Genomic DNA, 25,007 nt, shown 5'->3' with positions numbered 1-25,007 from the left:
GAGGACACTCTGACCGACCTGTATTCACACTACGCTTAGCGGCCTGAACAGGGCTATCGTCCTCGATTACGGGATAACTTAAGTTGCTCTCGTCATACGCGCTCGCACCGCAGAGGATGTCCCCAACTAGAGGGATGTCATCTGCCGAATCAGACCACACTGAACGCCCTCCACATGAGACCGCAGTAAACCATTATAGTCCTTTAGGATCACACGTTGGCTGGATTAAACCTGTGGCCGACGCCTTCGTGGTCTGGGAACCAGCATGTAACTGCGACAATTAAATTAACAAACCATCCACTAGAGGCCAGATACGTCTGTAGTGACTTGGGACGGTAGTCGTGGAACGATGATTTACTAATATATATTATTGGTTAATATGACCGTCATTGGCCATACATTAAAGTGTTCCAAGTACTACCGTTTCGTCTGTATCTTTCCACCGTTCAGAACACTAATTGTGGTCTCAGTGCAGTATATATTGAGTGGTCGGTCAATAGCCCTGGACAGAACAATTGTACCGTTTACATCTGTCAGTTGTGTTAAGTACAGTGGTCATCTGATTATAACTACTCTGCTTTAACAACAAAATCATCAATTGTTTCGTGAAAGTGCTGATTCGTAAACTGCGAGGTGTCGCTCCACACACGCTTTAATCGAGAAACGCTCAACTACTCTCTTTCGCGCGCACCGGGCCCGATAATCGGCAATCTCAGGATTATCCAATACCTCGCAAATCGCATCTGCCAGCGCGGTCGGGTCCTTAGCGGGGACTATCCATCCTGACTCACCATCAACTATTTGTTCAGAGACTCCACCAACATCGGTTGCGACTATCGGTATCTCCAGAGACATGGCCTCCAGTACCGAGATCGGGCAAGCCTCAGCTACTGAAGGGAGAACAAATATGTCAAACTGCGACAAGATCTTAGGAATATCAGACCTATATCCGAGAAATGAAACACAATCGTTGAGATCCAAGTCATTTTGTAGACCAGAGATTCGATTGTAGTACGCTTTTCTAGAATCAAGTATTTGACCTACAATAGGCACAGCTATGTTCTTCCTCTGATTGCGGACGTTCCTAATTGACTTTAATAAATATTCATGTCCCTTTAGAGGGTTGATGTTTCCTACAGTACCAATAATTGGGACGTTTTGTTTAATACCTAATTCCGTATGCAGATCTGGGTTTGATTTACCAACATTAGATGGATGAAACTCATCAACATCCACTGGCGGATATAGTTTTTTTGTATTAGTATATTTAGAGAAATAATATTCATGAACTGCATCTGCAGCAACCGTTAATTCATCTGCCATGAGTCTGCCCATGTTGGCCGAAATCTGTTTAAGTGGTATCGGTAGTGAGGTGTCATTAAAAAACCAAACAAGGGGGACCGAAGACCAATATGCCGCGAGGGACGCTTGATAGTTGATAGTCATTCCGGCGTGAACTATATCAATGTTCTGACCTTTGATTATTTGGCATATCTGCCTAATGCCACGGTAAAGGTGGATTACGTACTGAAGATTCTCTCCCATCTGAGACAGACCCTTTGGACGGTAAAGATCAGGTCGAACAACTTGGAACCCTTTTTCGAGAGCCTTTTTTTCGAACGAGTCTGTTCCTCTAGGGAGAAGAAATACAGTTTCAACATTATGTTCTCGTAGTTTCTTTGCGACATTCAGCGAACGAATCTGTGGGCCTCCTACCCTAGGATCAGTCAGACTGTGGAGGATACGAATTGACCCCTGCACACAATATGCTTTTTTTGATATAGATATAACAGCTATGGTTTGAGTAAACCACCTCCATCCTTCTAACTATTATATCCAAAATAGAGTAACCAGTAGTCACTGAGTAGTCTACTCAAAATATTTTAATCGTAGATCGTGGAGAAGTATCTGGTACTTCAGTGGGATCTGGGACCGGAAAATAGAGTGGAAATCTAATTCTGTAGTATTATTTGTGTCCAACCACTCAGTACGTGGTTTAGACCAGATCTTGTCGTACCCCCATTTTTCCTGGAAAATTTCATCAGCTTTCTTCTGTCTATCCTCGTTATTACGATATTCTTCCCGATATACTTCATTGCATCCTTTATTGTGTATAAAGTGAACCTCGGGACAGACGCCAAACTCCCATTCTGTATCGTGAAATTGACCGAGATAAAAATCCAAATGTTCTTTATCTGGAAGATTACTGTCCCAAGAATAGTCTTTGATACATTCATTACGGATTACGGCTGCATTTGTGAGGAAGTCAAATCGTACCACAAAGTGGCCAGATATCTGTTCTACTGCCGGGCAAGACTCGATACCAATCACGAGCGAAGTCCCGCCACCGAACATCGGCTGCTCAAAAAGATTTCTGGAACCTGAACGAAACCGACCTCTTTCTTGAAGAATTCCGCTCACACCGCCGAGTTCAGATTCGTTTTCCAATATATCGACTAGAACGGACACGTTCTTCGGAACCTCCATATCGCAATCAGCAACCAAGAGATAGTCATTAGAAAATTCTTCTGCGATCGCATACCGGCAAGCACCAATACCAATATCAAATTCTAAGTCCAGAACAGTAAGATCAAAAGGATATTCTCGGTTGTAAATTTCTGTTCGATCATCCTTATATCCGTTATCTGCGACAATTACAGATTCAATATTAGTTTGTTCTACACTCTCTAAAAAAGAAGCGAGAGCAGATGATCTCTTTAGTACAGGGACACCAGCAGTAACACCCATGTTATTCTTAAGATCCAGCCGATATGCAAATTCTTTATGATCTCAATGTTGAAATGCTATCAAAACCAACAGAGTCATGATACTTCTATCGTAGTGAAAAAGATAATTCGGTATCAATTCGGCTTAGAATGCCTTTTAATAACTGCCGATCTTTATCCTGAAGACCAATAGTCGAAAGAAGAACGCCATATACAGTAGCACCTGTTATTATCCCCGCGATCATAGCATAACGAGACGGAACAATCAACGAAATGCTGTACATTGACAGCCCCGATCCAATTCCGGATAATAACGCGGTTAAATATGCCCCATTATATGGTGAAATCCCTTCTAAATACCATACCTCAATAACCCTCGCAATATTTACAAACGAGAGAACACTCGCTGTAGCTACAGCAGCTCCAATAAAACCGAACTTTAGAATTAATACATAGTTCAGTACTATATTAAGCATCCCAGAAGCCAAGGTATTTACTGATGTTAGATACTGGTGATCAGTCATCATTAGTACGTACCCACTTGGACCGACGACAATATTTGCCATTTGGGCTATCACAAACACTGCCACTACGGTACTTCCCCTGGTAAATTCCTTACCAAAAATGACTAATATATCCGCAGGGAATACGAATATAACTGCTGCCGGAAATAAAGTGAATATTAATATTAATCTAGATATATGAGAATATATTGTTTCAAGCCGATCAGTCTTACCTTCTTGATAAAGCTGGGAGGCAATTGGTGGAAAAAGCTGGTTGAATCCAGCAAGTGGGAGTAAAAGGAAACCAGAGAGAACTACCGAGATCTTATAGATACCGACAACTTGCTCCGATAAAAAAATGCCCACCATTAGAAGATCAGCTCGGTTGTAAAGGAAACCCCCAAACTGATTAAAGGTTAGCGGGATAGAGTAATCATAGTATTTTCTAGTTTCATTTAGTGTAGGAATGACTGGATATTGGAAATGAGTTTTTTCCCAAATTATAACGATTGAAGATATAAATGTTAATATACCTGCCACAACAAAGGCAGCAGCTACACCGTATAATGAAAGTCCTAATATGAGGGCAATACTTGTGAATAATAATCTAAATATAGGTTTGATAATAGAAGAAATGCATACATCATATATCTGTTTATTTATGCTTTTGAATATGGCACACGAGATCTCGGACGTAGTGCTGAAAGGCAGTACAATTGCAGTTATTTTTAGAATGTCTACAAATAGAGGATTATCAAGTGTATAGTGCGAAATTATAGGCGCAGTGATGAAAAGGGCAGCTGCTACGATTATACTCGCAAAAAGCCCAGTCGCGTATGCCAGCGTTACGAACCGTCGCTGCTTGTGATGTTTATCCTCAAATTCTGGGAGAAATCGGAGAATAGCCGAATCACTGCCAAGTCGGGTAAGAACGCGAACTACAGAGAAAAGAGTTACCACATACGCAAAAATGCCATACAAACTTGCGCCAAGAAACTGCGTTAGTAGGATGGTTTTGACAAAATCAATACCTTGACTGAAAAGATTTCCACCTAAGAACAATCCTGCACCTTCTGTAATACTATCAACCTCAATAAACAAGCTGTCATTTGAATCACCAGAGGAGGTCATTTTGTTGTATCCATTATCCCCTATACTAGTCCACCACTTATCCCTATCCAACCAAGCATAGAGATAGCATAGAAATAGAGACAATATATATTCGGAGAATCTCCCAGCGCTTTTGTAGGGGTCAAAATCTGGATATGAATTAGAAAAGAATATTTTAACTCCCCCGACAAGAGAGACTCATGAGAAAATCTTCACCTTATTCAAGGGCATATACAGCAGTTAAAAATGGTATAGGCCTAGTTGAATCAGCTCGCCAAAACCCAGATCTAGCTTCATGGTATCTAAGTAAGAACATTAAACAACCACTTGCAGAAGTGCATGGTAACTATGTTGTCCGGAATTATCCACAACAAAAAGAAAAGATTCAGCAATTACAGACTGAAGAACAGAGTTGGCTGTTAATTGTTTTAGATGCATGTCGGTACGACAGGTTCTCTGCAGTCTTTGATGAGTACTTTGATGGTGAAGTTGAACCAGTAGTCGCATCAGGACTCGATACATTTAATTACGTTAGAGAAATCTGGCCTAAAGAATACGATTATCCTTATATCACTGCTGCCGCTCCAATAAACAACACCGAATTTAAATTTGATTCCAACGATACTGCTAAAGCCCAGGGGGTAGCTGCTACAGGCGATCGGTTAAAGCAGAAGTACGATGGGTACGTTCCTGCTGACCATTTGAATCAGATTATAGAGGTATGGCGAACAGAGTGGGACGAAGAAATAGGAGTTTGTCCTCCGGAACCAGTTACAGAAGAGGCCTTATCGATTTTCCGAGCTAAACAACCATCACGGTCAGTTGTTCATTATTTCCAACCGCACGCCCCATATATCGGTCAAGTCAAAGAACTTGATAAGAGAGAAGCACTCGATTCTCGGTTGAAAGGCGGCGCTCTCGCAGCAGATATATGGGAACGAGCGAAAACTGGGAATATCTCCCGGTCTGAACTTTTAGATTTGTATGATGCAAACATAGTCCGTGCCTTGGACTCAGTCGCTCGTTTAGTAAAAAAGTCGAATTTCGACAGAACAGTTATTATCGGCGACCATGGAGAAGCATTAGGTGAGTATAGCAGGTTCGGTCATGGGTTTGAACATCCATATGTTCGACTAGTGCCCTGGGCAGAAATAGATGGGATTAAACACAAAAAGGCGATCCCAAATAAAGAAGATAGCATGATTAATGAACCAAGTAGTAAAGATAGCACTGTGGTTGACCGGCTGCAAGAGCTGGGGTACTTAGATTAATGCGAGATAGACATATCGGACCCATATTCAGAAAACCAGTGCGAATTAATTATTCTTGCTTCATATTGTTACATGAATAGATATTTCTCAGAATGTAAAGCGGGAGTCAGAGGCACTATGAGAAATAGGAAAAATAGTGTTCTTGTGTCAATTTTGTTCATACTACTATCACTTGGTATCATACATTCACAGATTACAGGGGCATTGTATCCAGGTATTCCTCTTGTTTTGTTACTGTCAGAATCGGCACTCATTGTTATAGTAGTATCCCAACGACAGCATTCAAACGAATTACTGTCAATAATTATCCTATTTTCTGTAATTTGGAAGGCATATATATTTATGTTTCCCGCATCTCTTTACGGAATTGACCCAGACTGGTATGCATGGCAGATACATCAGGTGAGCCGATCTGGGACAGCTAACATAATTGCAAGCCCCTACTACAAGAATTCTCCTCTCTTTATTATATCATCTGTCATATATAACCAGGTAGGGGATATATCAGCCTCTCAAAGCTTAATTATATATCCAATTATAGTCGGTGTTATTATGCCACTTTCTGTCCACACATTAGCTATGAAAATTTGGAATAACCGAACTGTTGGACTTCTCGCGGCTTCCCTTATTATGTTTGAGCCGACGACGATGGTGAGATCATTTTACCCAATTGCCCAAACATTAGTAGTGGTATTTTTACCAATTATTGCCATTCTAACCTCGGAAATATCCGAAAAATCGTTCTCTTCTACTGTATGTCTTTTGATCATCTTTTTGGCCTCAATGTTTTCCCACAAACTTGGTCTCCTAATACCACTAGTCTGCTTATCATCATTACTAGCAGTAAAAACATTTTCGGGGTTGTTATCTGGCTACAGTATTGCAAATTCTTTTGATGAAGTCCGGGCATTATCATATACAACACTAATTTTAGTTGTTTTGACAGCTGTACAGATGGCAGTCGTCACAGATTTCATAGCATATCCTATTGTTTCACTTTTCGGCAAAAAAGCGCTAACTAATCCTGCGATACAAACTATATTCGCAGCTGACCCAATATTCGAACCAAATAACTTACTGGAATATATCTGGGCTATAAAATATCAATATATATACTTTTTCTTAGCCGGGATAGCGGGACTAATAACAGTTATTAAGGACTTCGAAAATAGTATATACGTTCTATCAGCTGCCGGAGCAACCTTATTGCTCTTCGCCCTTAATTATTTAGCCCCCGGGGCGATTCCAGCAGGTAACGCTAGGTGGACCGTTTTTACTGCTCCGTTTGTAATATTGCTCATATCTGGACTATTCTCGCATACTAACGCTGATATTACTCGGTTTGCATATATTGTACTAGTCTTGGTTCTAGTATCTACCCAAACATTCTCTGGTGTCACAATAAAAGATGGACCAGATCGGCAGCGATATTACCTTACCCAGCCAGAAATTGATTCAAAATTGTTTAGTATACGTTACACTTCAGGGCCCGTCCATACTGATTCGTACTTGGCTCACGAGCGCATTCCCTGGCAGATACAGAATGAGCAACCGAACAACTTTAGAAGCGTTTCAAAACCAATCATAGAGCGAACTCTCGGGCAGGAAGATTTCAAGTATTTATTGTTCCGAAATGGTCAAAAAGTATATCGAGGTCCCATTCAATCTTGGAGAATCCTATATGATGTGCGGAGTGATCTTGAGTCTGATACAAAAATTAACCATATTTACTCGAATAACGACACGAATATATATATATCTTAGCGCGGTCTTTAAGAATCGGAAGGGTTGACCGCTCCTATCTAACTGGAAACATCGGCAGGCTTCTTGCTGTATTGCGTTTTATTCAGTCCTGCTTTCAACCCGAATGTTATCTAACCCAGAGTGGGTCAGGGAGGCGGTCGCTATCTAAGACCTCCGGATGTCGATTGGTCTCATGGCGCGGTTGGAACTGGATTCACACTCTCTCTGAGGACCCGCGACGTTCGAGAGAGCTTTGCTCTCCCGCAGCCCATCAGAAATTTTCGGTTTCTGAGAACAGCGTCGCGGGTCGCAGTCGACGAGAAACAGGTCGTAATTGGCGGCAAGTGGCTCTACGCCGCCATTGACACCGAACCAAAGCTGTTGCTCGAAGTTAACCTGTTCAGCCGCCCGTGGGACTGACCCTGCGGCGCGTTCCTGCTGGCTCACTTAGAAACGTGATATCGCCGACACAGTGCTTCTGGTCGATACTTGTGGCTATCTGACTGACCTCGTTCGAAACGAATTGGGCGGTTGGCTTGACTACCTGATCCGGTACCGCATTAAAAATTGATCCCAGACCGTGACCATGCGAATCGACCAATTTCACACGTTTTGGCGGGCAGTCAACGGGCACAAAACAAAGGTTACGAAGTTTCAAATATCATACAACCACGAGGGGCCAAATCAAGCGCTCGACGGAAAGACGCCAGCTGAAGCATCCAGAACTAGACTGTACTCAACCTCTCAAGTGATTCTACGGTGGCGATTTGTTGAGCCCACCACCTTACATATAGGCATCATATTTATCGCTGAAATAGTAATCTAAAATGACCTGCCCGTAGGAATGCACCAAGATATGTTCCCGTCACTAATTGGATAATAGGATTTCCGAATACTGGTGTCCAGTCTTTTTGAATATACTCGAATCCGGATTCTCTAAATATACTGACCCATAAATCTGGATTCTGATGTTTTTCCCATTCAATATTACTCACTGGCGAAATATCGAACGGTGTCCAAAACGTGGAGCGAGCGGAGTCACATACTACTACTTTTCCTTGTTGTGCGGTTACCTCAAATATTTTGTCAATTAGGTTCTGATACCGGTCCCAAGCTACTTTATCATTATGAATGCGTGTAACAAGATTCTCATTTAAGTGGTTTATTGAATTATGTAGCACAACCAGATCGAATTGGTCTTTAATTACAAAATCTTGGAAAGCCTGATTTAGAGCGTTTATATTTTCATATTTATTAGCTCTATTCTTCAGTCGCCGAAAACTTACACCTTTATAATCGGAACCCGCTGCCTCAGGCTCAAGCGCAACTACTTTTGATGCCCCATGTTTCACTAATAGTTCTGAGATCGCGCCACTACCTGCACCTATTTCAAGAACATCTTTATCTCTCAAAGTTATGCCCTGAAATAAGTACTCAAAATAGTCCATTTCTTTCACCTTATACGAGTACCATCTATTCTCAAGTTGATTAGTTCTGTGGTTAGATGATATATTACTCATAATTATTAGATATGTGTGGTATACTACACAAATTTATTCAGATATTGTTAATAGGATGGGTTTCAAGAGATTCTATACTGTGAGAATAGACAAAATATACAGTGGGATTCGTAATCCCCGGACTACAATATTTTTTCTCCACTGGTATATCTACCGTCAGTTATTGGGGAAAAAGGGGATTCACGTTCCCGCAGAGGACTGGGACACACTGGTAATACTTGATGCGTGCCGATTTGATGTTTTCAAAGAACGCAGTAAACTAGAAGGTGACCTCAAACGACGGATCTCAAAAGGGTCACACACGCGGGAGTTTCTCTCGCGCAATTTTGAAGGAGAAAAATTCCCCGATATTGTATATATTAGTACGAGTCCGCAAGTAGATTCCTTAGATATAAATGAAAATTTTTACGCCTATGAGCCGCTTTGGAAGACACATTGGGATGATGACTTGGAAACAGTACCACCTTCAGAGGCAGTTGATGCAACAATAGATGCTGTTGAGAGATATCCCAATAAACGAATTATTAGTCATATGATTCAGCCGCATTACCCGTTTATCGGGGAAACAGGGCAAAATATTTCACACCGCTCACTTCAGGGAGGGGATATATTAGGTACAAACGCTAATCAGAAGTCGATCTGGACAAAATTGGCTAATGGCGAGGTCTCAAAAGAATCGGTATATAACGCCTATGTTGAGAATCTTGATCTAGCCCTCACTGAGGTTGAACGGCTTCTTAATAAGATAGAGGGTAAAACAGTCGTAACCTCTGATCATGGCAACTCATTTGGTGAATGGGGAGTATATGGTCATCCTCAACGACGGTTCATTGAATCGTTAGTTAAGGTACCCTGGCTAACAGTCAATTCAGGCAATCGACGGACAATTTCAGGAGGAAAGCTTACTAGCCAAACAGACCAATCTGAAAATATTGAGCAACGACTTCACGATCTCGGATACATGGAATAGTCGATATTTAAAGCACTGGCTCGTAGATATCCATATAATCTCGAGCTATTTTATCGAATTGATGATTGGATTTAGCATAGCTTCTGGCAGACCGTCCCATCTTTTCGGCCCTTGACTGCTCTAAGCCAGAAACAACAGACTGGAGAGCATCAATGTTATCGACTTCTACTAGGTTACCTGTATTATTCTCATCTACCAATTCCGGCATTGACGTAGCTCGATATCCAAGGACAGGGGTAGCGCTAGACATAGCCTCAAGCACGACATTCGGGCACCCCTCTTGAACAGTCGGGAACAGAAGAGCAGTTACATTGGCGTATATAGCTGGAAGCCTTGACTTATCTATATTTCCGAGTAGATGGAGATTTCCCTGACCAGCTGCCTCTTTCTGGATATATTCAAACTGGGGTCCATCACCGGCCATAAGGAATGTAGCATCCGGGGTTTGCTTTGCAATTTCCATCACGTGCTTAGGTCGCTTGCGCTGATTAAATGAGCCTACAAAGAGAAATATTCGATCATTAAGACAGAGTCTGTCAAATAGATCGGGCCAGTTCTTTTCCGGAGAGAATAGATCTGTATTCACACCATTATAGATCACTTCTGGAGAGATCCCGATGGCGGATTCGACAGTTGCTGCGGTATGTTCACTGACGGCTGTAGTCCTATCTGCGGATTCTCCAAGTCGCCTTCTTACTTCTGGATTCCAATTCTCAGGATCAAAATCAACTCTGAATGTATGTATATGAGTGGTCGAATTACTGCGTAGTTTCGCCCCCTTAGATGCAAAATAGTGGTATATTCCATAAGCACCAGTATGAATCAAGTCATGGTTCTGAATACTAGTCAGGGCTATTTTATAAGCCTTCTTGGGTATATTTGAAGAGACAGTATCAATCTCATGTATACTTTCTTCCTCAAAATAATCCCCTCTAGTTGAGTGAATCGTAATATCATACGAATCTGCAAGGTATGGGGAAATTTTCTCAAAAAGGTATGGGATTGGAGAAGACTCACCTACAATATAAGGGAGGTATATTGACGGTTTGCCAGACGTCATGTGTTATTTCTATATGGAATACTCGGCTTATTATCTTTTTGAAGATGCTGAAGCAGTTTTCGCTGGATACGATTTATAGTCATAGTTGAATCATTATGGTATTGAGGTTTAGAATTATAATCCATCGTCTGAATGCACCTCCGAGATCACGAGAGAAGTTTGTTTACCAATTGAACCCCAATGATGATTGATATCTACAAAATTTATACTGTTTTTTCCACATCTATCCCTGTATCTTGTTTTATCTAACATCTTTTGGAGAGTATTACTGATAGAGTTTGCCTCATTCTTGACATCAGCGCCGGTATTATATTCTTGGGTTAATTTTGATATTTCATCCACATTGCTAGCTACATATGGCGTCCCAACAGCCATAGTCTCAAGTAATTTCGTGGGTCGAGCGTAATCCAGCTGGTATTCGGTCTTCAATGGAACTAAGCTCACTTTTGCCCCAACGAGTAGTCGTGGGATTTCTTCACGTGAGACATATCCTTCGAACGAGACTTGTCCACTCACGTCTAATTCTTCGACCAGTGCTTCAAGTTCTGCGCGTCGCTCACCATCGCCTATAATCGTCAGTTCGGGCTCTCCGCCAAGTTGAGCAAACCCCTTGAGAAACGGAATGAAAGCTTGTCCGGTTCCCAGGTTACCTGTATAGATAACATCGGTCGAGCCCTTGGGCTCTACATCCGGTGAGAACATCTCGGTGTCGACACCGAAGGGAATGACATGAACATCGAATGCTAAATCGGGATACTTGTCCTCGTAGTATTCAGCCATGGTATCCGTGATGACGAATATCGCATCCGCCTTGGCAAGCGAGAGTCGTTCTAGCTGACTCATCGCTTGGTATGGAAGAGACTCCTCATCGACGTAGCCTAAGTCACTCGCGTTATCGATCCAGAGGTCGAAGATGTCGACGACCCAATCTCGCCCAGTCAACTTGCCAACAAGCCCCGGCAGGAATGTCGTATGTGGAGCAGACATCGTCACGATACAGTCGTATCGCCAGAATGTGAGTAAGACATATATTGAACTCAAAACGGCGAAAATGCCATAGTTCAGTATCCGTCCCAGTGTGTTATCTGTCGTCGGTTGGTACGTGAATAGTCGCGTGACTGGCACACCGTTGACGGATTCTCGACACAGTGGCTGCCATTGGCGTTCAAACTCTCCGAAGGGAAACGTCGGGTGGGTACAGAGAATATGCGGATCTACACTATCATCCATATGGGCAGCAAGCTTCTCCCAGCGATGAGCCCCACCCATGGATTCCGGTGGGAAAAACTGTGTAATGATCAGTGCTGTCGTCGTCTCGCTCTCAGTCATAGGATCGGGGTTGTAATGGATTTTCGACACCAGGACGAAGAATTGTGATACCCGCTGCTTCGAGATCCGATGCTATTGACTCGAGTTCAGCTGATGTTTCAGTATGCGGGACCAGCTGAACCACTGCATCAGGGCTCGTTTCATCGATTAGCTCCTCTAAGTCGAGATACTCTATCCCCTCCACGAGCCGGTCTCGATGGATGATATCGAACCCCTCTTCTTGAAGTTCGTCGACGATCTCGGTTGCTGGGCTCTCACGTGGATCCTGTGTATTCGGTTTGTACGCCGCTCCTAAGACCAACACTGTGGGATCAGAAAGGCCACTGAGAGCCTGTCGAATCTTTCTGGCTGTTGCAGTTGGCATCTTATCATTGATCCGACGAGCAGTTGTGATTAGATTCGTATGCTCGGGATTCACTTCGTTGAGGAACCATGGATCAATGGGTAGACAGTGGCCGCCAACGCCGATGCCTGGATGGAGGATATCAACGCGGGGGTGGTGATTTGCTAGCTCAATCACATTGGTCATATCAATGCCGAGCTCCTCACCGATGAGGGCAAACTCATTGGCTAATGCAATATTCACGTCACGGTAGGTATTCTCCATAAGTTTGCAGAGCTCCGCCGAGAGAAGGGTAGTATAGTAGATATCCCCCTCAAGAAATGGTTCGTAAATTTTCGCCGCCTCAGTAGCGCTTTCTTCGGTGACACTGCCGATTACTCGATCGTTGTGCACTATCTCTTCGAAGACGTCGCCTGGAAGAATTCGTTCAGGAGAATGTGCAAGATGGATATCCACGCCCGGTTCAAACCCGGCGTCGGTCAACTTTGGCGCAATTGTCTCCTCACAGGTGAGTGGAGGGATCGTTGACTCGATATTGATGATATTACCGGATTCGAGATGAGGGATGATAGACTCAATGGCAGCTTCAACAGCTGAGAGGTCCGGGCTCTTCTGTGGTTCCGTGAGTGGCGTCGGAACCGAAATGACAAATGCATCGCCGGTTTCGGGTGCAGTCTGTGCGTGTAGATTCTCTTCTACTTCTGGACTTTCGAACAAGTCCTGCAGTTGGTCTTCGTCGACATTGAGCGACTGATCGTTAATTGCTTCGACTAGATTCTCGTCGATATCGACACCAACAACAGTCTTTCCCGCTTTCGCCAGTTGCAACGCTAAGGGGAGGCCGATGAATCCAGTGCCAATGACGACGATTTTCTCGACGTCAGTCGTGGAGTGGCGGTCTACCGCCGACTTACTCGACATCGTAATACTCACGCATCCAGTCGATCGTCTTTGGAATCCCCTTTTCTAGATCGATGGTGGCTTCGTGCCCGAGGTCGTCCTTGGCCTTCTCGACGCTGGCTCGCTTGTTGAGTGTATTGTGCTCTTCCGTGCCTCGATATTCCACTTTGTCGTCGTCTTTATCAAGGTAGTCAAGAATCATATCCGAGAGCTCCTTGATCCCCCAGTATTCCTCACCAGCGATATTGTAGACTTCACCGGGTTCGAACGAATCAACGATATTCGCTAGCGTCCGAACAGTATCGCCGATATAGGTGAACGAGCGATGATGGTTCTCATAGACGTGATATGGGTTGTCGTGAAGCGCGTGATAGCAGAACTTACAGACGACACTCCGGTATTCGCTGTATTTCTCACCCGGACCATACGTATTGAAGAACCGCACACGCACAGTCTCGTTACCATGCCGGTCGGCTGCATTAAGGATCTGCTGTTCGTTGACCCACTTTGAAATCGCGTAGTCGTTTAGCTGCCGTGGTCCCTTCTCAAGAGGAACCGATTCCTCCATTACGTCGTCATAGTCCCCATAGACCTCACTACTGGAGGAGAAGATCATGCGGAAGTCATGCTCTTGCTGGAGTCTGAGCATATTCTTCGTTCCGACAGCGTTTGATCCCCACATCGTCTCAAAGAAGTCCTCTCCGTTCTTGCGGCCGAATTCGGCCGCGAGATGATAGACGTATTCAAAGTCGTGGGACTCAAATATCGACGCAAGCTGGCGGTACTTACTGACATCACATCGGAAGTATTTCTCTCGTTCACTCCATGGGAGGTCAGCGACCCAGACATCGTGTCCACGCAGTTCTAACTCTTCAACAAGTGGTGCGCCTACGGCCCCGAGTCCACCGGTTACAAGTATTTTAGCCATGTCTTGCTGTTATGATAGTACTAGTTAGGTTTGCTGATTCATCGCTTGCTTTCTGACTGGTTTCTCATCTTTCATAATGTCGAGGATCTGAATTGCTGCGTCGCCAGATCCGAATGGGTTGGTCCAGTCAGTCGCCTTGGCTAGCATTTCGTATGCGCCCGAAGTAATCCGCTCTGGATCGGTTCCCACGAGCATATTTGCACCAACCTCTATCGTTTCAGGTCGTTCAGTCTCTTCTCGAAGTGTTACGCATGGGACGCCGAGGATGCAAGCTTCCTCCTGAATACCCCCGGAGTCCGTTCCAATGAGACGCGCATGAGCTTCTAAACGCAAGAAATCAAGATATTCTTGCGGCTCTACAAGCGTTATCTGCTCCGGGACATCGACATCAAGCTCATCAAGAGATGCTTCCGCTCTAGGATGGATGGGATAGATTACATCCAGTCCAAGGTCCATCCCAAGATTCGACATGCCTCGTAATAATGCTTGGAACGATTCTGCATCATCAACATTCCCAGGACGATGCGCTGTCATCAGGATGTATTCGCCCTGCTCCAATCCAAGCCGTTGGAGTACACTACTGTTCTTTTCCGCAAGCGATGCGTGCTGGTGCACGGCATCTACAACAGTGTTGCCTGTTTGGTGAATGCGATTCTCGTCGATATTCTCCGAGCGAAGATATTGAACTGATTGTGCCGTTGGCGCAAACAGGTGGTCGGCTGTATGATCTGTTAGTACCCGGTTCGTTTCTTCTGGCATCTCCCGATTGAAGCTTCTGAGGCCGGCCTCAACGTGGCCAAGATCCATATCTAGCTTACTTGCCGCGATGGCACCAGCCAATACAGAATTCGTATCGCCTTGCACTAGCAGTATATCAGGCTCAGTGTCAACGAGAATATCTTCGATACCAGCGATCATCGCAGCTGTTTGCTGGCCGTGTGATTTCGAGCCTACCTTTAGATGATAGTCGGGTTCAGGAAGTTCTAACTGATCGAAAAATACCTGGTCCAAGTTTTCCGAGTAGTGTTGTCCCGTATGAATCAGCTCGAAGTCGATATCCTGTCTTTCACATTCTCGAATTACAGGTGAAAGTTTGATGATTTCCGGCCTGGTTCCGAGCACAATAGCAATCTTCGTCATAGTCACTCGATTTCCTTGATCATGTTCGAAATTTGGTTTAACATTAATCCAGTAAACAGTCCCAAAGCGCCCAATACCGTACTGAATCCCGAAACAAGTGTTTTCGCAGGATAGAAAACACCTGTATTCTGATACACCAGAATACCATTCAATCCGTACAGTGCTCCGAGAGTCAACAACACCAGTCCGGGTAACCCAAAGAACACCATCGGGTGCCTATCACGGACCAGTTGCAGTATGAACGCAACGACGGTCAACCCATGCCGTAATGGATTGTACGTCTGCCCGTCGATACCCTCATACCGGATATCGATCGGGACTTCCTCAATCGACACGTCATTCTCGTTGGCCCGGCTAATCATCTCGCTTTCGACACCCATACCATCGGTCGTGATCCGTAATTCGTCGAGCGCATCCACGGAAAACGCCCGGAACCCGCTCTGTGAGTCACTAATCGAACTATCCGTGGAGCCGGTCGCAAGCACGTCGAGCACGCGCTGGCCAACTCGCCGGTAGAACGGCGTTTCGGTATTCCCACCCTCCAGATAGCGACTGCCGATGGTCATCTCACAGTTGCCCTGCAACACCGGGGCGGCAACATCCGGGATTTCCTCGGGAAGGTGCTGGCCGTCACCATCGATCAAGACGACACACTCGTAGCCAGTCTCGACCGCGTGGTCGAAGATAGTCTGGATGGCAGCACCTTTCCCCCGGTTTTCGTCGTGTTCGATAACCATCGCACCAGCATCTCTGGCGATCTCCACTGTGGCGTCGCTGCTGCCATCATCAACGACCACCACGCGGTCAACGATGCGATTGGCTGTTAACACCACGCTCCCAATACCAACAGCCTCGTTATAGGCGGGAATCGCCACCATTGTCTCTGACAGCGGCGCTATTCCTGGTTCCGATATTTCCCCCCCAATCTCAGATGGGGTTTCAGTAGTTTGCTTTGCTGTTTCCAGTTGGCTCATTTGGCCTGTGTAGATATATCCACGAAGTCTGGCTGTTCATCCCAGTCCTGTCCCTCCAAGTACGATTAGTAGGTGATAGGTAACTAACTTATAATTTTCTATTACTGCGACATTTCCTGTGTGTATCATTTAGTAACCGATAGCTGTCAGGTGAATATACTGCTGCCAGATTATTATGAAACCGCCAGCTTCGGAATAGTATATTATATTTTATATATTCTTTATTTCCAATCTTCTACGTTCCAAGACTTCTAAGCCTGCATACCCACTCTGTATTGGGTTACCAATGTAGCTGGAAGTGGTATATTTTTGAGAGTCGAGAGAAGTTTGGAGCAGCCGGCCACCAAAATATTCTGCAAGCGCAGCCGATCGAGAGTGTTCTTGGGCCGGACCTAGCCAGCTTGCAATCACTCGACGCACTATCTTGATTCTCCTACTTCTTGAGAGTGGGCCAATAGCAAACGGACCAGTCACAGTAGCGCCTATCGATTATGAAGGGGCCAAGACATAGCGGACTGTCCTCACTTGGACTCAGCAAACTCGTGGGTCGTCGACAAACTCGTAGCGACCCCGAGCGACACGTGTTATCCACCCAGCATTACGGATTCTGCAGACAAAGCGCGATATTTCCCTTATCGAGGTCAGTTTGCTCCACCAGCCACTTCGGATTTGCTCAGCCGACGACCAGTACACCACATCGAGGAGGTCTGGACCGACTGTGCGTGGCGATAGACCGGCTCAGGAATCGTCATCGACTTCACTATCATTCCCCCTGTCACCGAACCCACCCAAACACCGGCCGCCCCGACCCAGCAAAGCGAGACCCATGAGTACGGACAGAGTACAGCCCGACCACAACGCCGACGAAGATGTGATCCAGTCCATTGTGGCCCACGTCAACAGCCTTGAGAATCGAGTTGAGGACCGCCAGGCCCAGGCCACCAAGACACTGACGCGATCACCACAGAGGTCATGGACCGCGTCGAGTCCAAACTAGCTGCGAGCCCCCCAGCGTCAAGAGGCACTCAAAGACGAACAGATTACGCGCATGCAGGCGATCAGCTCGTTAAAGTCGACGGTCGAGGGCGCTCGAGAAGATCTTCGGGACGAACAGAAGACCCGCTCCCATGCCGACGCCAGAATTCAACAACGGGTCACCCACCTCGCAGACACTATTGGAACAGAGATCGACGATGCCACAATCGCTGACGATGATAAGCTCGTAACGCTCGTCCGTGAGGAGTCCCGAGCGGTCGTGGCGATCCCTCCCCAATCCATCGCCATGTCCAACAGGTCCTGACCAACCTCGAGGAGTGGGGCAAATACGTCTCGGATGGCAACAGCATACGAGTCGTGCTTACGTCGATGACACTCTGTCCCTATCTTGAATCCTACACCAACGAGCAGTTCGCCAGTAGTCAGCTCAAGCGTATCTTCGAGAAACTCACCGCCCTCGCGGCGGACTCACCCGCCGCATGCGACAAGATAAGACCAACGACGGCGCCCACAGAGTGACGATCTGGTACCCGCAGCGATTATCAGCGCCGCAGCGGCTCAACGATGAGCGAGTTTGCGCAGGTGTTGTTAGCGAACACAAGGGTATGCGGTGACAGCTACCAGTCAAAGTGGCCCACACAGCGGCCGCGTGTCGACACTGCCACCACCCTGAGACAAGTTCGGTAGAAGGCTTTGGCGTGCAGTTATATTGTTCGTCGCAGTAGCGGCGGGGCTATCTCAAGCGGAGCGGCAATTACCGGAGAGGTTGTTCGCTACCACTCATTGATCTAATCGGGCTAACAACACTTGTTAGTGGAACTCAGCTCTCACCAGACGCTGCAGGACGAGGCGCCGCCTCTTGCGTTCAGGGAATCAAAGAGGAGCCATGACAAACTCTGCCCACTCTGAAACCTAGCGTCAACCTACGAGATGGTGGTTGGCGACGAGAAAATAGACCGATTCAGGAACCAGCTCCAACACACTATCCCCAAATTTGTTGATAGTGTTCGCTTAGTCAGTAAAAGCCGTTTCTGAAGCACGGCTTACTCATATATTTACAGGAATTTATCAATAATCTTGTAATCGAGAGATAGCGTTCATTTTGGGGATTCCATCATCTGATAGGCTCAACACACTAGCTAAGGGTTAGAAATATCTGAGATATAACAATACATTAGAGGATAGATATGTATTCAGTATGCCAGCGAAATTCAGACGGCTATATTTTAGCCGGCGGTCGCTGTTACGGCATTGTGGACAGTACAAGCTATCTGAACTGGTTTCCGTGACGATTCTCACGGAAGGTACAAAATGATAACGTGGAAAAGTTTCGGCGCCATCTTGATGTCAGCTATCCTTATAATATCATTTAGTGCCGCGGGAATCGTGTTTGGAACAACAACAGCTACAGCGGATCACGATCGGCTTATCATCGATAACGATGACTCATCGCCAGCACCGGACTCGGATACGCTCGAACCTGGACAAGAATATACATTCGAATTCCTCCTTGACTATCGGCTGGACCAAGGCGAAACGGGGACGATTACGCTTTATTTGCCTCATGCTGGCGGCAAAGTATTTGAAAAGGAGGTGACTGGGACAGGGGAATTCGAGGAACTGACGGTAACAGCCAGTGAGACAGTCCCAGAAGACCGAATGGGAAAGTCGTTTGGTGTCTCTGCGACGCTGACGAATTCAGATGGTGATATGGTTGCCGCGGATGACGAATCATATTCCGTCAGAGCATCTGGCGCCCTACCAGAGATTACAGAGGTGTCCCCAACCGGGGATAACACAATTGTCGTAACACAAGGCGAATCACAGCGCTTCTCAGTTACTGCGACAGACGCCGACAATGACGATTTGACGTATGAGTGGCGTCTGAAATCACTCAACACGAATGAAGCAGAGACAGTTGGCTCTGGATCATCACACACCCAAACGTTCGATGTCCCTATAGAGGATGGCTCAACGGCATATCAGATGATCGTCGAGGTTTCTGATTCTCAGCAGTCGGTCTCGCATGAATGGCTTATAGACGTACAGAAACAGGACGAGGGCCGGGCACCAACTGTCACAAGGGTCTCACCATCATCAAGCGAGTTTTCACCGACAGCTAATGAGTTAGTCGAGTTTACAGCGGAAGCAACTGATCCGGATGCCGATCTCGACCGAATAGAATGGTACGTTGGCGACTCGAAAGAGCAGACCCGATACTTCGGCAGTAGTCAAACGCAAACAGATACGTGGAATCACACAGTCACTTCTGAAGCGTCGCAGCAGGTTACAGCGAGAGTATACGACGACGATGGCAACACCGCGGAAGTCATGTGGAGCCCGTCAGACACAGCGGGCTCGAATGGTGGATCCGAGACGAGCGGAACTGAGAATAGTGACTCCGAGAACAAGACTGAAAGCGTTTCTGCTGACGATGTTCCACTCGAAGACATCTCCGTAACAGTAGTCGCAGTCAATGGGAACGAAACGCAAGGCGGTGTTTTTCAGACCACAGCGGGGCAGGTGAATAGGGTAGCACTCAATCTGACTACCTCAGAGGGGATCCCAGTTACTGGATTAGCGCCGACACTAGAGCCGGTTTACTTTGATGGAACACTAACTACAGTAAGTCAGGATAAGGGGGCATATATCTTAGAAACAACAGACGAGCCGGATCTCGCTGGACCAACTGCCTACCAAGCATATAGACTCTCGTTCGAGAGTGGAGATGGTGACCAACTGATTCAAATCCCGATCGATGATGATTCAGATCCCTTACGCGCACCAGTGCGGGGACTAGCATCCTACGGCGCTTCGTTTGATGTGATGGTTGACGGCGACCGATATACAGCCATCAGAATGGAACACTACTCTGCAAACGGCGATTCTAGTGATGTAGCCGGGTGGGCTATTTTCGATAATGAGGGCCGGCTGGTTGAAGACCAAGAGACAGTTCGAAAAGCAGCTAAGACTGCACATGTCTCGCTGAAGATGTCGAATGAAGCCGCGATGGAAGAATTCCTTTCGACAGAGTACCCGAATCGGCTACGCGAATTACTTGGCTGGAGCTATGCTCTTGATATCGCGATTAAAACGCGTGATACCTCTGCGGAAATGTTAGGGACGATTACAGCCGCATACGCAACTGGCGGCGGGAGCGCTGTCACCATTGGCAACGCGCAAGTCTCGAAAATGTCCACGAAGGAGGCGATGAAGACGGCGGCACAGACCATCGCCCGAAGCGTGCTTGAGCAGATGAAACAGCAGTTCAAGAACGAACTGCGGCAAGAAATCAACCATGACGTCTTTGGCGTATATCGGAAATCGATGAAGGCGGCGGCGCATGCAGAGCTCCAAGAATCAGTGGTTCAGTCCGAGCGAGCAGGTCGGTTGCTCAGAGAACACGATGATGGCACTATCTGGACCTACGAACAAGCTAACGCAACCTATACAGCGTATAGTGAGTCGATGATTGATGGCATCCTCTGGTCTGAGGTCCGAGTGCAAACGATGCCCAGGGGGACTCCAGAGGGACAGTTGAAGGAGATCGGGCTCAACTTCGCTGAAGGTGCGACTGGGGCCCCAGTAACTGATTTCGCGGATCTTATGAGCAGTGGTGAGATGGGCGATGGCTATACAACCGCACTTGAGAAAACTGCCAAATATCGACAGACGTTCAATCAATCTCAGCAGGAGATTAACGAAGTCTCACCGGAGATTCAGCAGAAACTTCGTGAGAGTCCGAATGGAAATTCTGCGCTTGAGGGCACGAAGGAGCTACCAAAAAGTGCTACCATAGAGCTGGTTTCTGCACCGGAGGGATCGTTTGCTGCGGGAGAAGAAGTAGAAGCCGTCGTAGAGGTGACTAATACTGGTTCATCTGCAGCCCGGTTCTTCGTGGGCTACTCAGTCGGGACTGAACGGAATGGACAGACCATCTACTACGATAATGATGATACCACGGGACACTGGGTCTCTGTTCCAGCGGGCGAATCCAAACAAACCACGGTCACTTGGACGGTACAGGAAGATGTACCGACTGAACAGCGCTATGATGTCGTCACAGCAGTCTGGGAGGGGGTCCCAATAAGTACCACTGAGCGATTCGACGATGCGCGAGAAGCAGACGCCTTTACTGTCGTTGATGGCACCTCGATCGAAGTCGTAGATACACAACTGCCACAACAGACGACTGTTGGAACGGCTGTGCCAATCGAGGTTACCGTTGAGAACACCGGCAGTCGTACGGGAAGCGCTCCGATCTATATCAACCAGAGCGGCGAACAGATCAACGGTGCTATCGTCGAAGTCGCGGACGGTGAATCGAGAACGATCACTGTCTATCACCAATTCAATACGACTGGGACACAGCGTGTGTCGATCTCGGGTACCCAATTCACAATTGACGTGACTGAACGAGAGACCAGCGAAACTACCCAAGCTGAGTCAGAAACCACACCAGCAGAGTCGACGCCAACAGACGACGAGGAGACGGCTACGCAGCAACAGACAGCCAGTCCAGATGAGGAGACTGATGGTTTCACTCCGCCGTTCACGGAGGAGTTCGCTGACGGCCTGAATGGCTGGATAATTGGCCTTCCGTCAGGGACTGGCCCGCGTGTGACCAAAGGAGAGGGAACATGGTCGGAGAAGCACGGCGGTAGCGTGAAACTCAGTGTCGATGGCGGACCCAATCATATTGGCGTGTATCGTGAAGTCGACGCACTCAGTGAAGGAACAGAGATTATCGCTGAGTATGAGTCACCGAATTTGGACGGCCAGCCAGGGAGTCCTCGAATCCTGCTTCACCTGCCCGAGAGTGACGACACAATTGGATTAGATAGCGACCCCGGGCGGGGAGAGCACGATGGAATTCTCCGTGGCACTGTCCCACGGGATCTCCCGCAAGGCACCCAGCTAGAGATTCGGCTGGGCGTTTGGCCAGGCGAGATAACAGTCTATGTGACCAATGTCACAGCCCACTCACCCAGTGGAGAGACAGCAGAGAATGTAACGCCACCTACTGAAGCCACAAATGACTCCACAGCTGCAACCGAGTCCAATCCACCGACCGAATCAGGCCAGATCACCTCGTGTACTCGGATTACTGAGTCGGGACGCTACGAGCTCACAGGTGAGCTTGAGAATCGTGACGCTGGGACCTGTCTCCAGGTGAGTGCCAGCGATGCCATCATCGATGGCAACGGGCACCGTATTGAGGGTACCGGCAACGAAAGTGCGAAGGGGGTCTGGATCGTCCCTGCTGAGTCTGCCAATAGCGACGGTATCAGCAACGTGACGATACAGAATATACAGCTCACAAATTGGGGCACCGGAGTAGAGATTGGACAACGAGGCGACAACACAGCTGCGACGCTCACGGATATCACGGTCAGCAACAATGACGTTGGCGTTGGACTGTTCGAGGCCGGTGACTCATCGATTGCCAATGTGACCGCTGTCGAAAACGAACAGGGAATGGTGCTCACTGAAACAGGTGATGTCGAAATCAGGGAGTCGACGGTTGCACGAAATACACAAGGCGGGCTCTACCTGACGCAAGGTTCCGACGGGAATCTGCTCACTACGCTTACGGTGAAGAACAACAGTGGCCCAGGAATCAGTATTGGCGATCCAACGCCTGATACGCGGCTCCTGGACAGCCGTATTGCAAACAACTCTGGGTTCGGCATCGAAATCACGGGCAATAGTTTCAACACCAACATCAGCAACGTCGTCGTCAAGAATAACAATAACTCCGGGCTCAGAGTTGACGACACGGCCAGTGACACGCGTGTTGTCGATAGTGAGTTCATCGGCAATGGCTACGGCGATACTGTCTCAGAGGAAGGTGATGGCCATGGCATTGAGCTCCATGGTGACTTCGACAGCACAGTGCTTCGCGGGCTCACCCTCGAGCGGAACTCACAGATGGGGCTCGCAATCAACGAAAGTGACGACACCCAGCTCGTCGATACCGTCGTCGGCGGGAACGGCGGCGATGGAATCCGTAGTTACGGGTCGGTTGAGACAATCAGCATTGAGCGGACCAACGTTGCTGGAAACGGGAACACCGGAATCAGACTCTCTGCTGGAACCAACGGCTTCGACATGCGAGACAGCAGCGTCCGTGGCAATGATGGGACAGGTATTCGCCTCGGGGACGGAGATGCAAGGCTCCAGAACATCTCTTTCTACCGCAATGAAGATGGAGATGTCTATGACTCGAACGCTGCAGGAACGACCACTGCTCAGAATCTGCAGATGGGCAACTGGACAGCCTCAGTCACCTCCCCAACACTTCGCATGGTCGGACGATATGCTGGGTCGCCCGATGAGGGCGATCTCCTCGTTGATGAGAGCCTTCATGTGAGCAGTCTCGGAGAGGAGGCAACAGTATCGGTCAGTGTTGCCCTTCCCGAGAACGTGAATACTGAGACGGCTGTCCTTCACCAGGACGGTCAACTGGTACCCGAGACGGAAATCGAGAACGGGCAGCTCAGCGCCTCGATTGCTGAGAGCGGCACGCTCACGCTCGTCAGTGCATCCGACGATGGGGCAGGAACGGACGACAATGAATCGGTCGGGCCGCCGCCCCGTCCACCCAGTACCGAAGACGAGACACAATCCGAGCCGGAGACACCGGACAACGGATCTGAAGAGAGCGAGCAGTCCGGCGCTGAACAGTCCAATAGCGGGGCAGAGTCCGCTCCATCGGATGATACCTCAAGCTCGGAAGACGAGTCAAAGACATTCGAGATTATCTCGACGTCCGCCGATGCCACGCTGACGTATGAATTCGTCGTCGACGGGTCGGTCGCTGGCGCCGAAGCTGATGGCAACAGCGCCGATATCGACGATGGGAGTGAATGGGCTGACTCAATCACTGAAGAGAACGGCCGAATGGTCGTTACTGGCCGAACTGGGAACAACGAAGGTGATGTCTTCACTATCGAAGGCAGTATTGAGTCGTTCACACGGATCACTGGCGAGTCGGATATTCGACTTGAAGTCGACAACAACGATGTCACTGACCAGTTTATCGACGAGAACACAGCCGGTGGGTCATCGGATGACGAGCAACAGCCGCCCGCTGGTGACAATGAGTCGAGTGGCGATGAAGAGACAAACGATGCTACAGCCCCGAATAGTGACGCCCTGGAGACGGACGGCGAGTCAACGTTCGAGATCATCAGCACGTCCGCTGATGCCACGATGACCTATCGGTTGGTAGTGGACGGGAGTGTCTCTGGATCCGAGGCAGACGGAAATAGCGCGGACATTGATGATGGGAGTGAGTGGGCTGACTCGATTACCGAAGAGGACGGCCGGATAGTCGTTACTGGCCGGACTGGAAACAATGAGGGAGATGTCTTTACCGTCGATGGCCGGATTCACTCGTTCAAACGGACTGCTGGCGAGTCAGATTTCCGCCTCGAATTGGATAATGAAGACATCACAGACAGGCTGGGGAACGAGTCCTAACGCCCTTTT

16 protein-coding genes and 1 pseudogene are annotated in these 25,007 nt (G+C 47.5%); 7 read left to right on the top strand and 10 right to left on the bottom strand.

Annotated features, from left to right (window positions below):
* Positions 1 to 594: 594 nt before the first annotated feature.
* From E4S61_RS14770 to E4S61_RS14760, 3 genes are all read right to left on the bottom strand, one after another.
* Positions 595 to 1,761: a glycosyltransferase family 4 protein gene (locus E4S61_RS14770; protein ID WP_209309503.1), complete on the bottom strand. Its 1,167-nt coding sequence runs from the start codon at positions 1,759 to 1,761 to the stop codon at positions 595 to 597.
* A gap of 108 nt (positions 1,762 to 1,869) precedes the next feature.
* On the bottom strand, positions 1,870 to 2,748 hold the full coding sequence (locus E4S61_RS14765) for a glycosyltransferase family 2 protein (RefSeq protein ID WP_135304743.1): 879 nt from the start codon (positions 2,746 to 2,748) through the stop codon (positions 1,870 to 1,872).
* Between the two features lie 85 nt (positions 2,749 to 2,833).
* Positions 2,834 to 4,360 (bottom strand): flippase, encoded by a 1,527-nt coding sequence (locus tag E4S61_RS14760; protein ID WP_135304742.1) that lies wholly within the window; start codon positions 4,358 to 4,360, stop codon positions 2,834 to 2,836.
* Positions 4,361 to 4,539: 179 nt separating this feature from the next.
* Between E4S61_RS14760 and E4S61_RS14755 the strand changes: the two genes are divergently transcribed.
* From E4S61_RS14755 to E4S61_RS26670, 3 genes and pseudogenes are all read left to right on the top strand, one after another.
* Positions 4,540 to 5,610 (top strand): alkaline phosphatase family protein, encoded by a 1,071-nt coding sequence (locus E4S61_RS14755; RefSeq protein ID WP_135304741.1) that lies wholly within the window; start codon positions 4,540 to 4,542, stop codon positions 5,608 to 5,610.
* Between the two features lie 342 nt (positions 5,611 to 5,952).
* Positions 5,953 to 7,374: a hypothetical protein gene (locus E4S61_RS14750; RefSeq protein WP_135304740.1), complete on the top strand. Its 1,422-nt coding sequence runs from the start codon at positions 5,953 to 5,955 to the stop codon at positions 7,372 to 7,374.
* 43 nt (positions 7,375 to 7,417) lie between these two features.
* Positions 7,418 to 8,068, top strand: a pseudogene (locus E4S61_RS26670) (IS6 family transposase); the annotation flags it as partial.
* Positions 8,069 to 8,156: 88 nt separating this feature from the next.
* Here E4S61_RS26670 and E4S61_RS14745 read toward each other — a convergent pair.
* Complete coding sequence (locus E4S61_RS14745) at positions 8,157 to 8,810, bottom strand: methyltransferase domain-containing protein (protein ID WP_167768513.1); 654 nt, start codon at positions 8,808 to 8,810, stop codon at positions 8,157 to 8,159.
* 226 nt (positions 8,811 to 9,036) lie between these two features.
* Here E4S61_RS14745 and E4S61_RS14740 point away from each other — a divergent pair, with 226 nt between their 5' ends.
* Complete coding sequence (locus E4S61_RS14740; protein ID WP_135304738.1) at positions 9,037 to 9,843, top strand: hypothetical protein; 807 nt, start codon at positions 9,037 to 9,039, stop codon at positions 9,841 to 9,843.
* Between the two features lie 7 nt (positions 9,844 to 9,850).
* On the opposite strand, the gene E4S61_RS14735 is transcribed toward E4S61_RS14740, so the two are convergent.
* The 6 genes from E4S61_RS14735 to E4S61_RS14710 all read right to left on the bottom strand — a co-directional run bounded on the left by E4S61_RS14735 (position 9,851) and on the right by E4S61_RS14710 (position 16,517).
* Complete coding sequence (locus tag E4S61_RS14735; protein WP_135304737.1) at positions 9,851 to 10,903, bottom strand: glycosyltransferase family 4 protein; 1,053 nt, start codon at positions 10,901 to 10,903, stop codon at positions 9,851 to 9,853.
* A 114-nt stretch (positions 10,904 to 11,017) separates the two neighbouring features.
* Positions 11,018 to 12,232, bottom strand: a complete 1,215-nt coding sequence (locus tag E4S61_RS14730; protein WP_245180758.1) for a glycosyltransferase family 4 protein — start codon at positions 12,230 to 12,232, stop codon at positions 11,018 to 11,020.
* Positions 12,225 to 13,496 (bottom strand): nucleotide sugar dehydrogenase, encoded by a 1,272-nt coding sequence (locus E4S61_RS14725; RefSeq protein ID WP_135304736.1) that lies wholly within the window; start codon positions 13,494 to 13,496, stop codon positions 12,225 to 12,227. Before E4S61_RS14725 ends, E4S61_RS14730 begins: the two co-directional genes overlap by 8 nt.
* Positions 13,486 to 14,403: an NAD-dependent epimerase/dehydratase family protein gene (locus E4S61_RS14720; RefSeq protein ID WP_135304735.1), complete on the bottom strand. Its 918-nt coding sequence runs from the start codon at positions 14,401 to 14,403 to the stop codon at positions 13,486 to 13,488. Before E4S61_RS14720 ends, E4S61_RS14725 begins: the two co-directional genes overlap by 11 nt.
* Positions 14,404 to 14,427: 24 nt before the next feature.
* Positions 14,428 to 15,543, bottom strand: coding sequence for a non-hydrolyzing UDP-N-acetylglucosamine 2-epimerase (gene wecB, locus E4S61_RS14715; RefSeq protein ID WP_394346450.1), 1,116 nt, complete (start codon positions 15,541 to 15,543; stop codon positions 14,428 to 14,430).
* A gap of 2 nt (positions 15,544 to 15,545) precedes the next feature.
* The gene (locus E4S61_RS14710; protein ID WP_135304733.1) at positions 15,546 to 16,517 is read right to left on the bottom strand and encodes a glycosyltransferase family 2 protein; all 972 of its coding nucleotides are present in this window, start codon (positions 16,515 to 16,517) and stop codon (positions 15,546 to 15,548) included.
* 1,048 nt (positions 16,518 to 17,565) lie between these two features.
* Between E4S61_RS14710 and E4S61_RS14705 the strand changes: the two genes are divergently transcribed.
* The 3 genes from E4S61_RS14705 (at position 17,566) to E4S61_RS14700 (ending at position 24,998) form a co-directional block, all read left to right on the top strand.
* Entirely contained in the window at positions 17,566 to 17,817 is a 252-nt protein-coding gene (locus E4S61_RS14705) for a hypothetical protein (RefSeq protein WP_135304732.1), read from the top strand.
* Positions 17,818 to 17,882: 65 nt separating this feature from the next.
* On the top strand, positions 17,883 to 18,032 hold the full coding sequence (locus E4S61_RS25490) for a hypothetical protein (protein ID WP_167768512.1): 150 nt from the start codon (positions 17,883 to 17,885) through the stop codon (positions 18,030 to 18,032).
* An 825-nt stretch (positions 18,033 to 18,857) separates the two neighbouring features.
* Entirely contained in the window at positions 18,858 to 24,998 is a 6,141-nt protein-coding gene (locus E4S61_RS14700; protein WP_167768511.1) for a right-handed parallel beta-helix repeat-containing protein, read from the top strand.
* Positions 24,999 to 25,007 lie beyond the last annotated feature (9 nt).

Source organism: Haloarcula amylovorans, from assembly GCF_004681185.1.
In the GTDB taxonomy this organism is placed as follows: domain Archaea; phylum Halobacteriota; class Halobacteria; order Halobacteriales; family Haloarculaceae; genus Haloarcula; species Haloarcula amylovorans.
The sequence above is the reverse complement of the archived record's forward strand: the minus strand, read 5'-3'. Positions and strand labels throughout refer to the sequence as shown.

What these genes read in the sequence shown, in the direction of transcription:
- E4S61_RS14725 (WP_135304736.1), bottom strand. Translation starts at nt 13,496, where the DNA reads ATGTCGAGTAAGTCGGCGGTAGACCGCCACTCCACGACTGACGTCGAG.
- E4S61_RS14730 (WP_245180758.1), bottom strand. Translation starts at nt 12,232, where the DNA reads ATGACTGAGAGCGAGACGACGACAGCACTGATCATTACACAGTTTTTC.
- E4S61_RS14700 (WP_167768511.1), top strand. Translation starts at nt 18,858, where the DNA reads ATGTCAGCTATCCTTATAATATCATTTAGTGCCGCGGGAATCGTGTTT.
- E4S61_RS14760 (WP_135304742.1), bottom strand. Translation starts at nt 4,360, where the DNA reads ATGACCTCCTCTGGTGATTCAAATGACAGCTTGTTTATTGAGGTTGAT.
- E4S61_RS14735 (WP_135304737.1), bottom strand. Translation starts at nt 10,903, where the DNA reads ATGACGTCTGGCAAACCGTCAATATACCTCCCTTATATTGTAGGTGAG.
- E4S61_RS14765 (WP_135304743.1), bottom strand. Translation starts at nt 2,748, where the DNA reads ATGGGTGTTACTGCTGGTGTCCCTGTACTAAAGAGATCATCTGCTCTC.
- E4S61_RS14750 (WP_135304740.1), top strand. Translation starts at nt 5,953, where the DNA reads ATGTTTCCCGCATCTCTTTACGGAATTGACCCAGACTGGTATGCATGG.
- E4S61_RS14755 (WP_135304741.1), top strand. Translation starts at nt 4,540, where the DNA reads ATGAGAAAATCTTCACCTTATTCAAGGGCATATACAGCAGTTAAAAAT.
- E4S61_RS14705 (WP_135304732.1), top strand. Translation starts at nt 17,566, where the DNA reads ATGCAGGCGATCAGCTCGTTAAAGTCGACGGTCGAGGGCGCTCGAGAA.
- E4S61_RS14720 (WP_135304735.1), bottom strand. Translation starts at nt 14,403, where the DNA reads ATGGCTAAAATACTTGTAACCGGTGGACTCGGGGCCGTAGGCGCACCA.
- wecB (WP_394346450.1), bottom strand. Translation starts at nt 15,543, where the DNA reads ATGACGAAGATTGCTATTGTGCTCGGAACCAGGCCGGAAATCATCAAA.
- E4S61_RS14710 (WP_135304733.1), bottom strand. Translation starts at nt 16,517, where the DNA reads ATGAGCCAACTGGAAACAGCAAAGCAAACTACTGAAACCCCATCTGAG.
- E4S61_RS25490 (WP_167768512.1), top strand. Translation starts at nt 17,883, where the DNA reads ATGACACTCTGTCCCTATCTTGAATCCTACACCAACGAGCAGTTCGCC.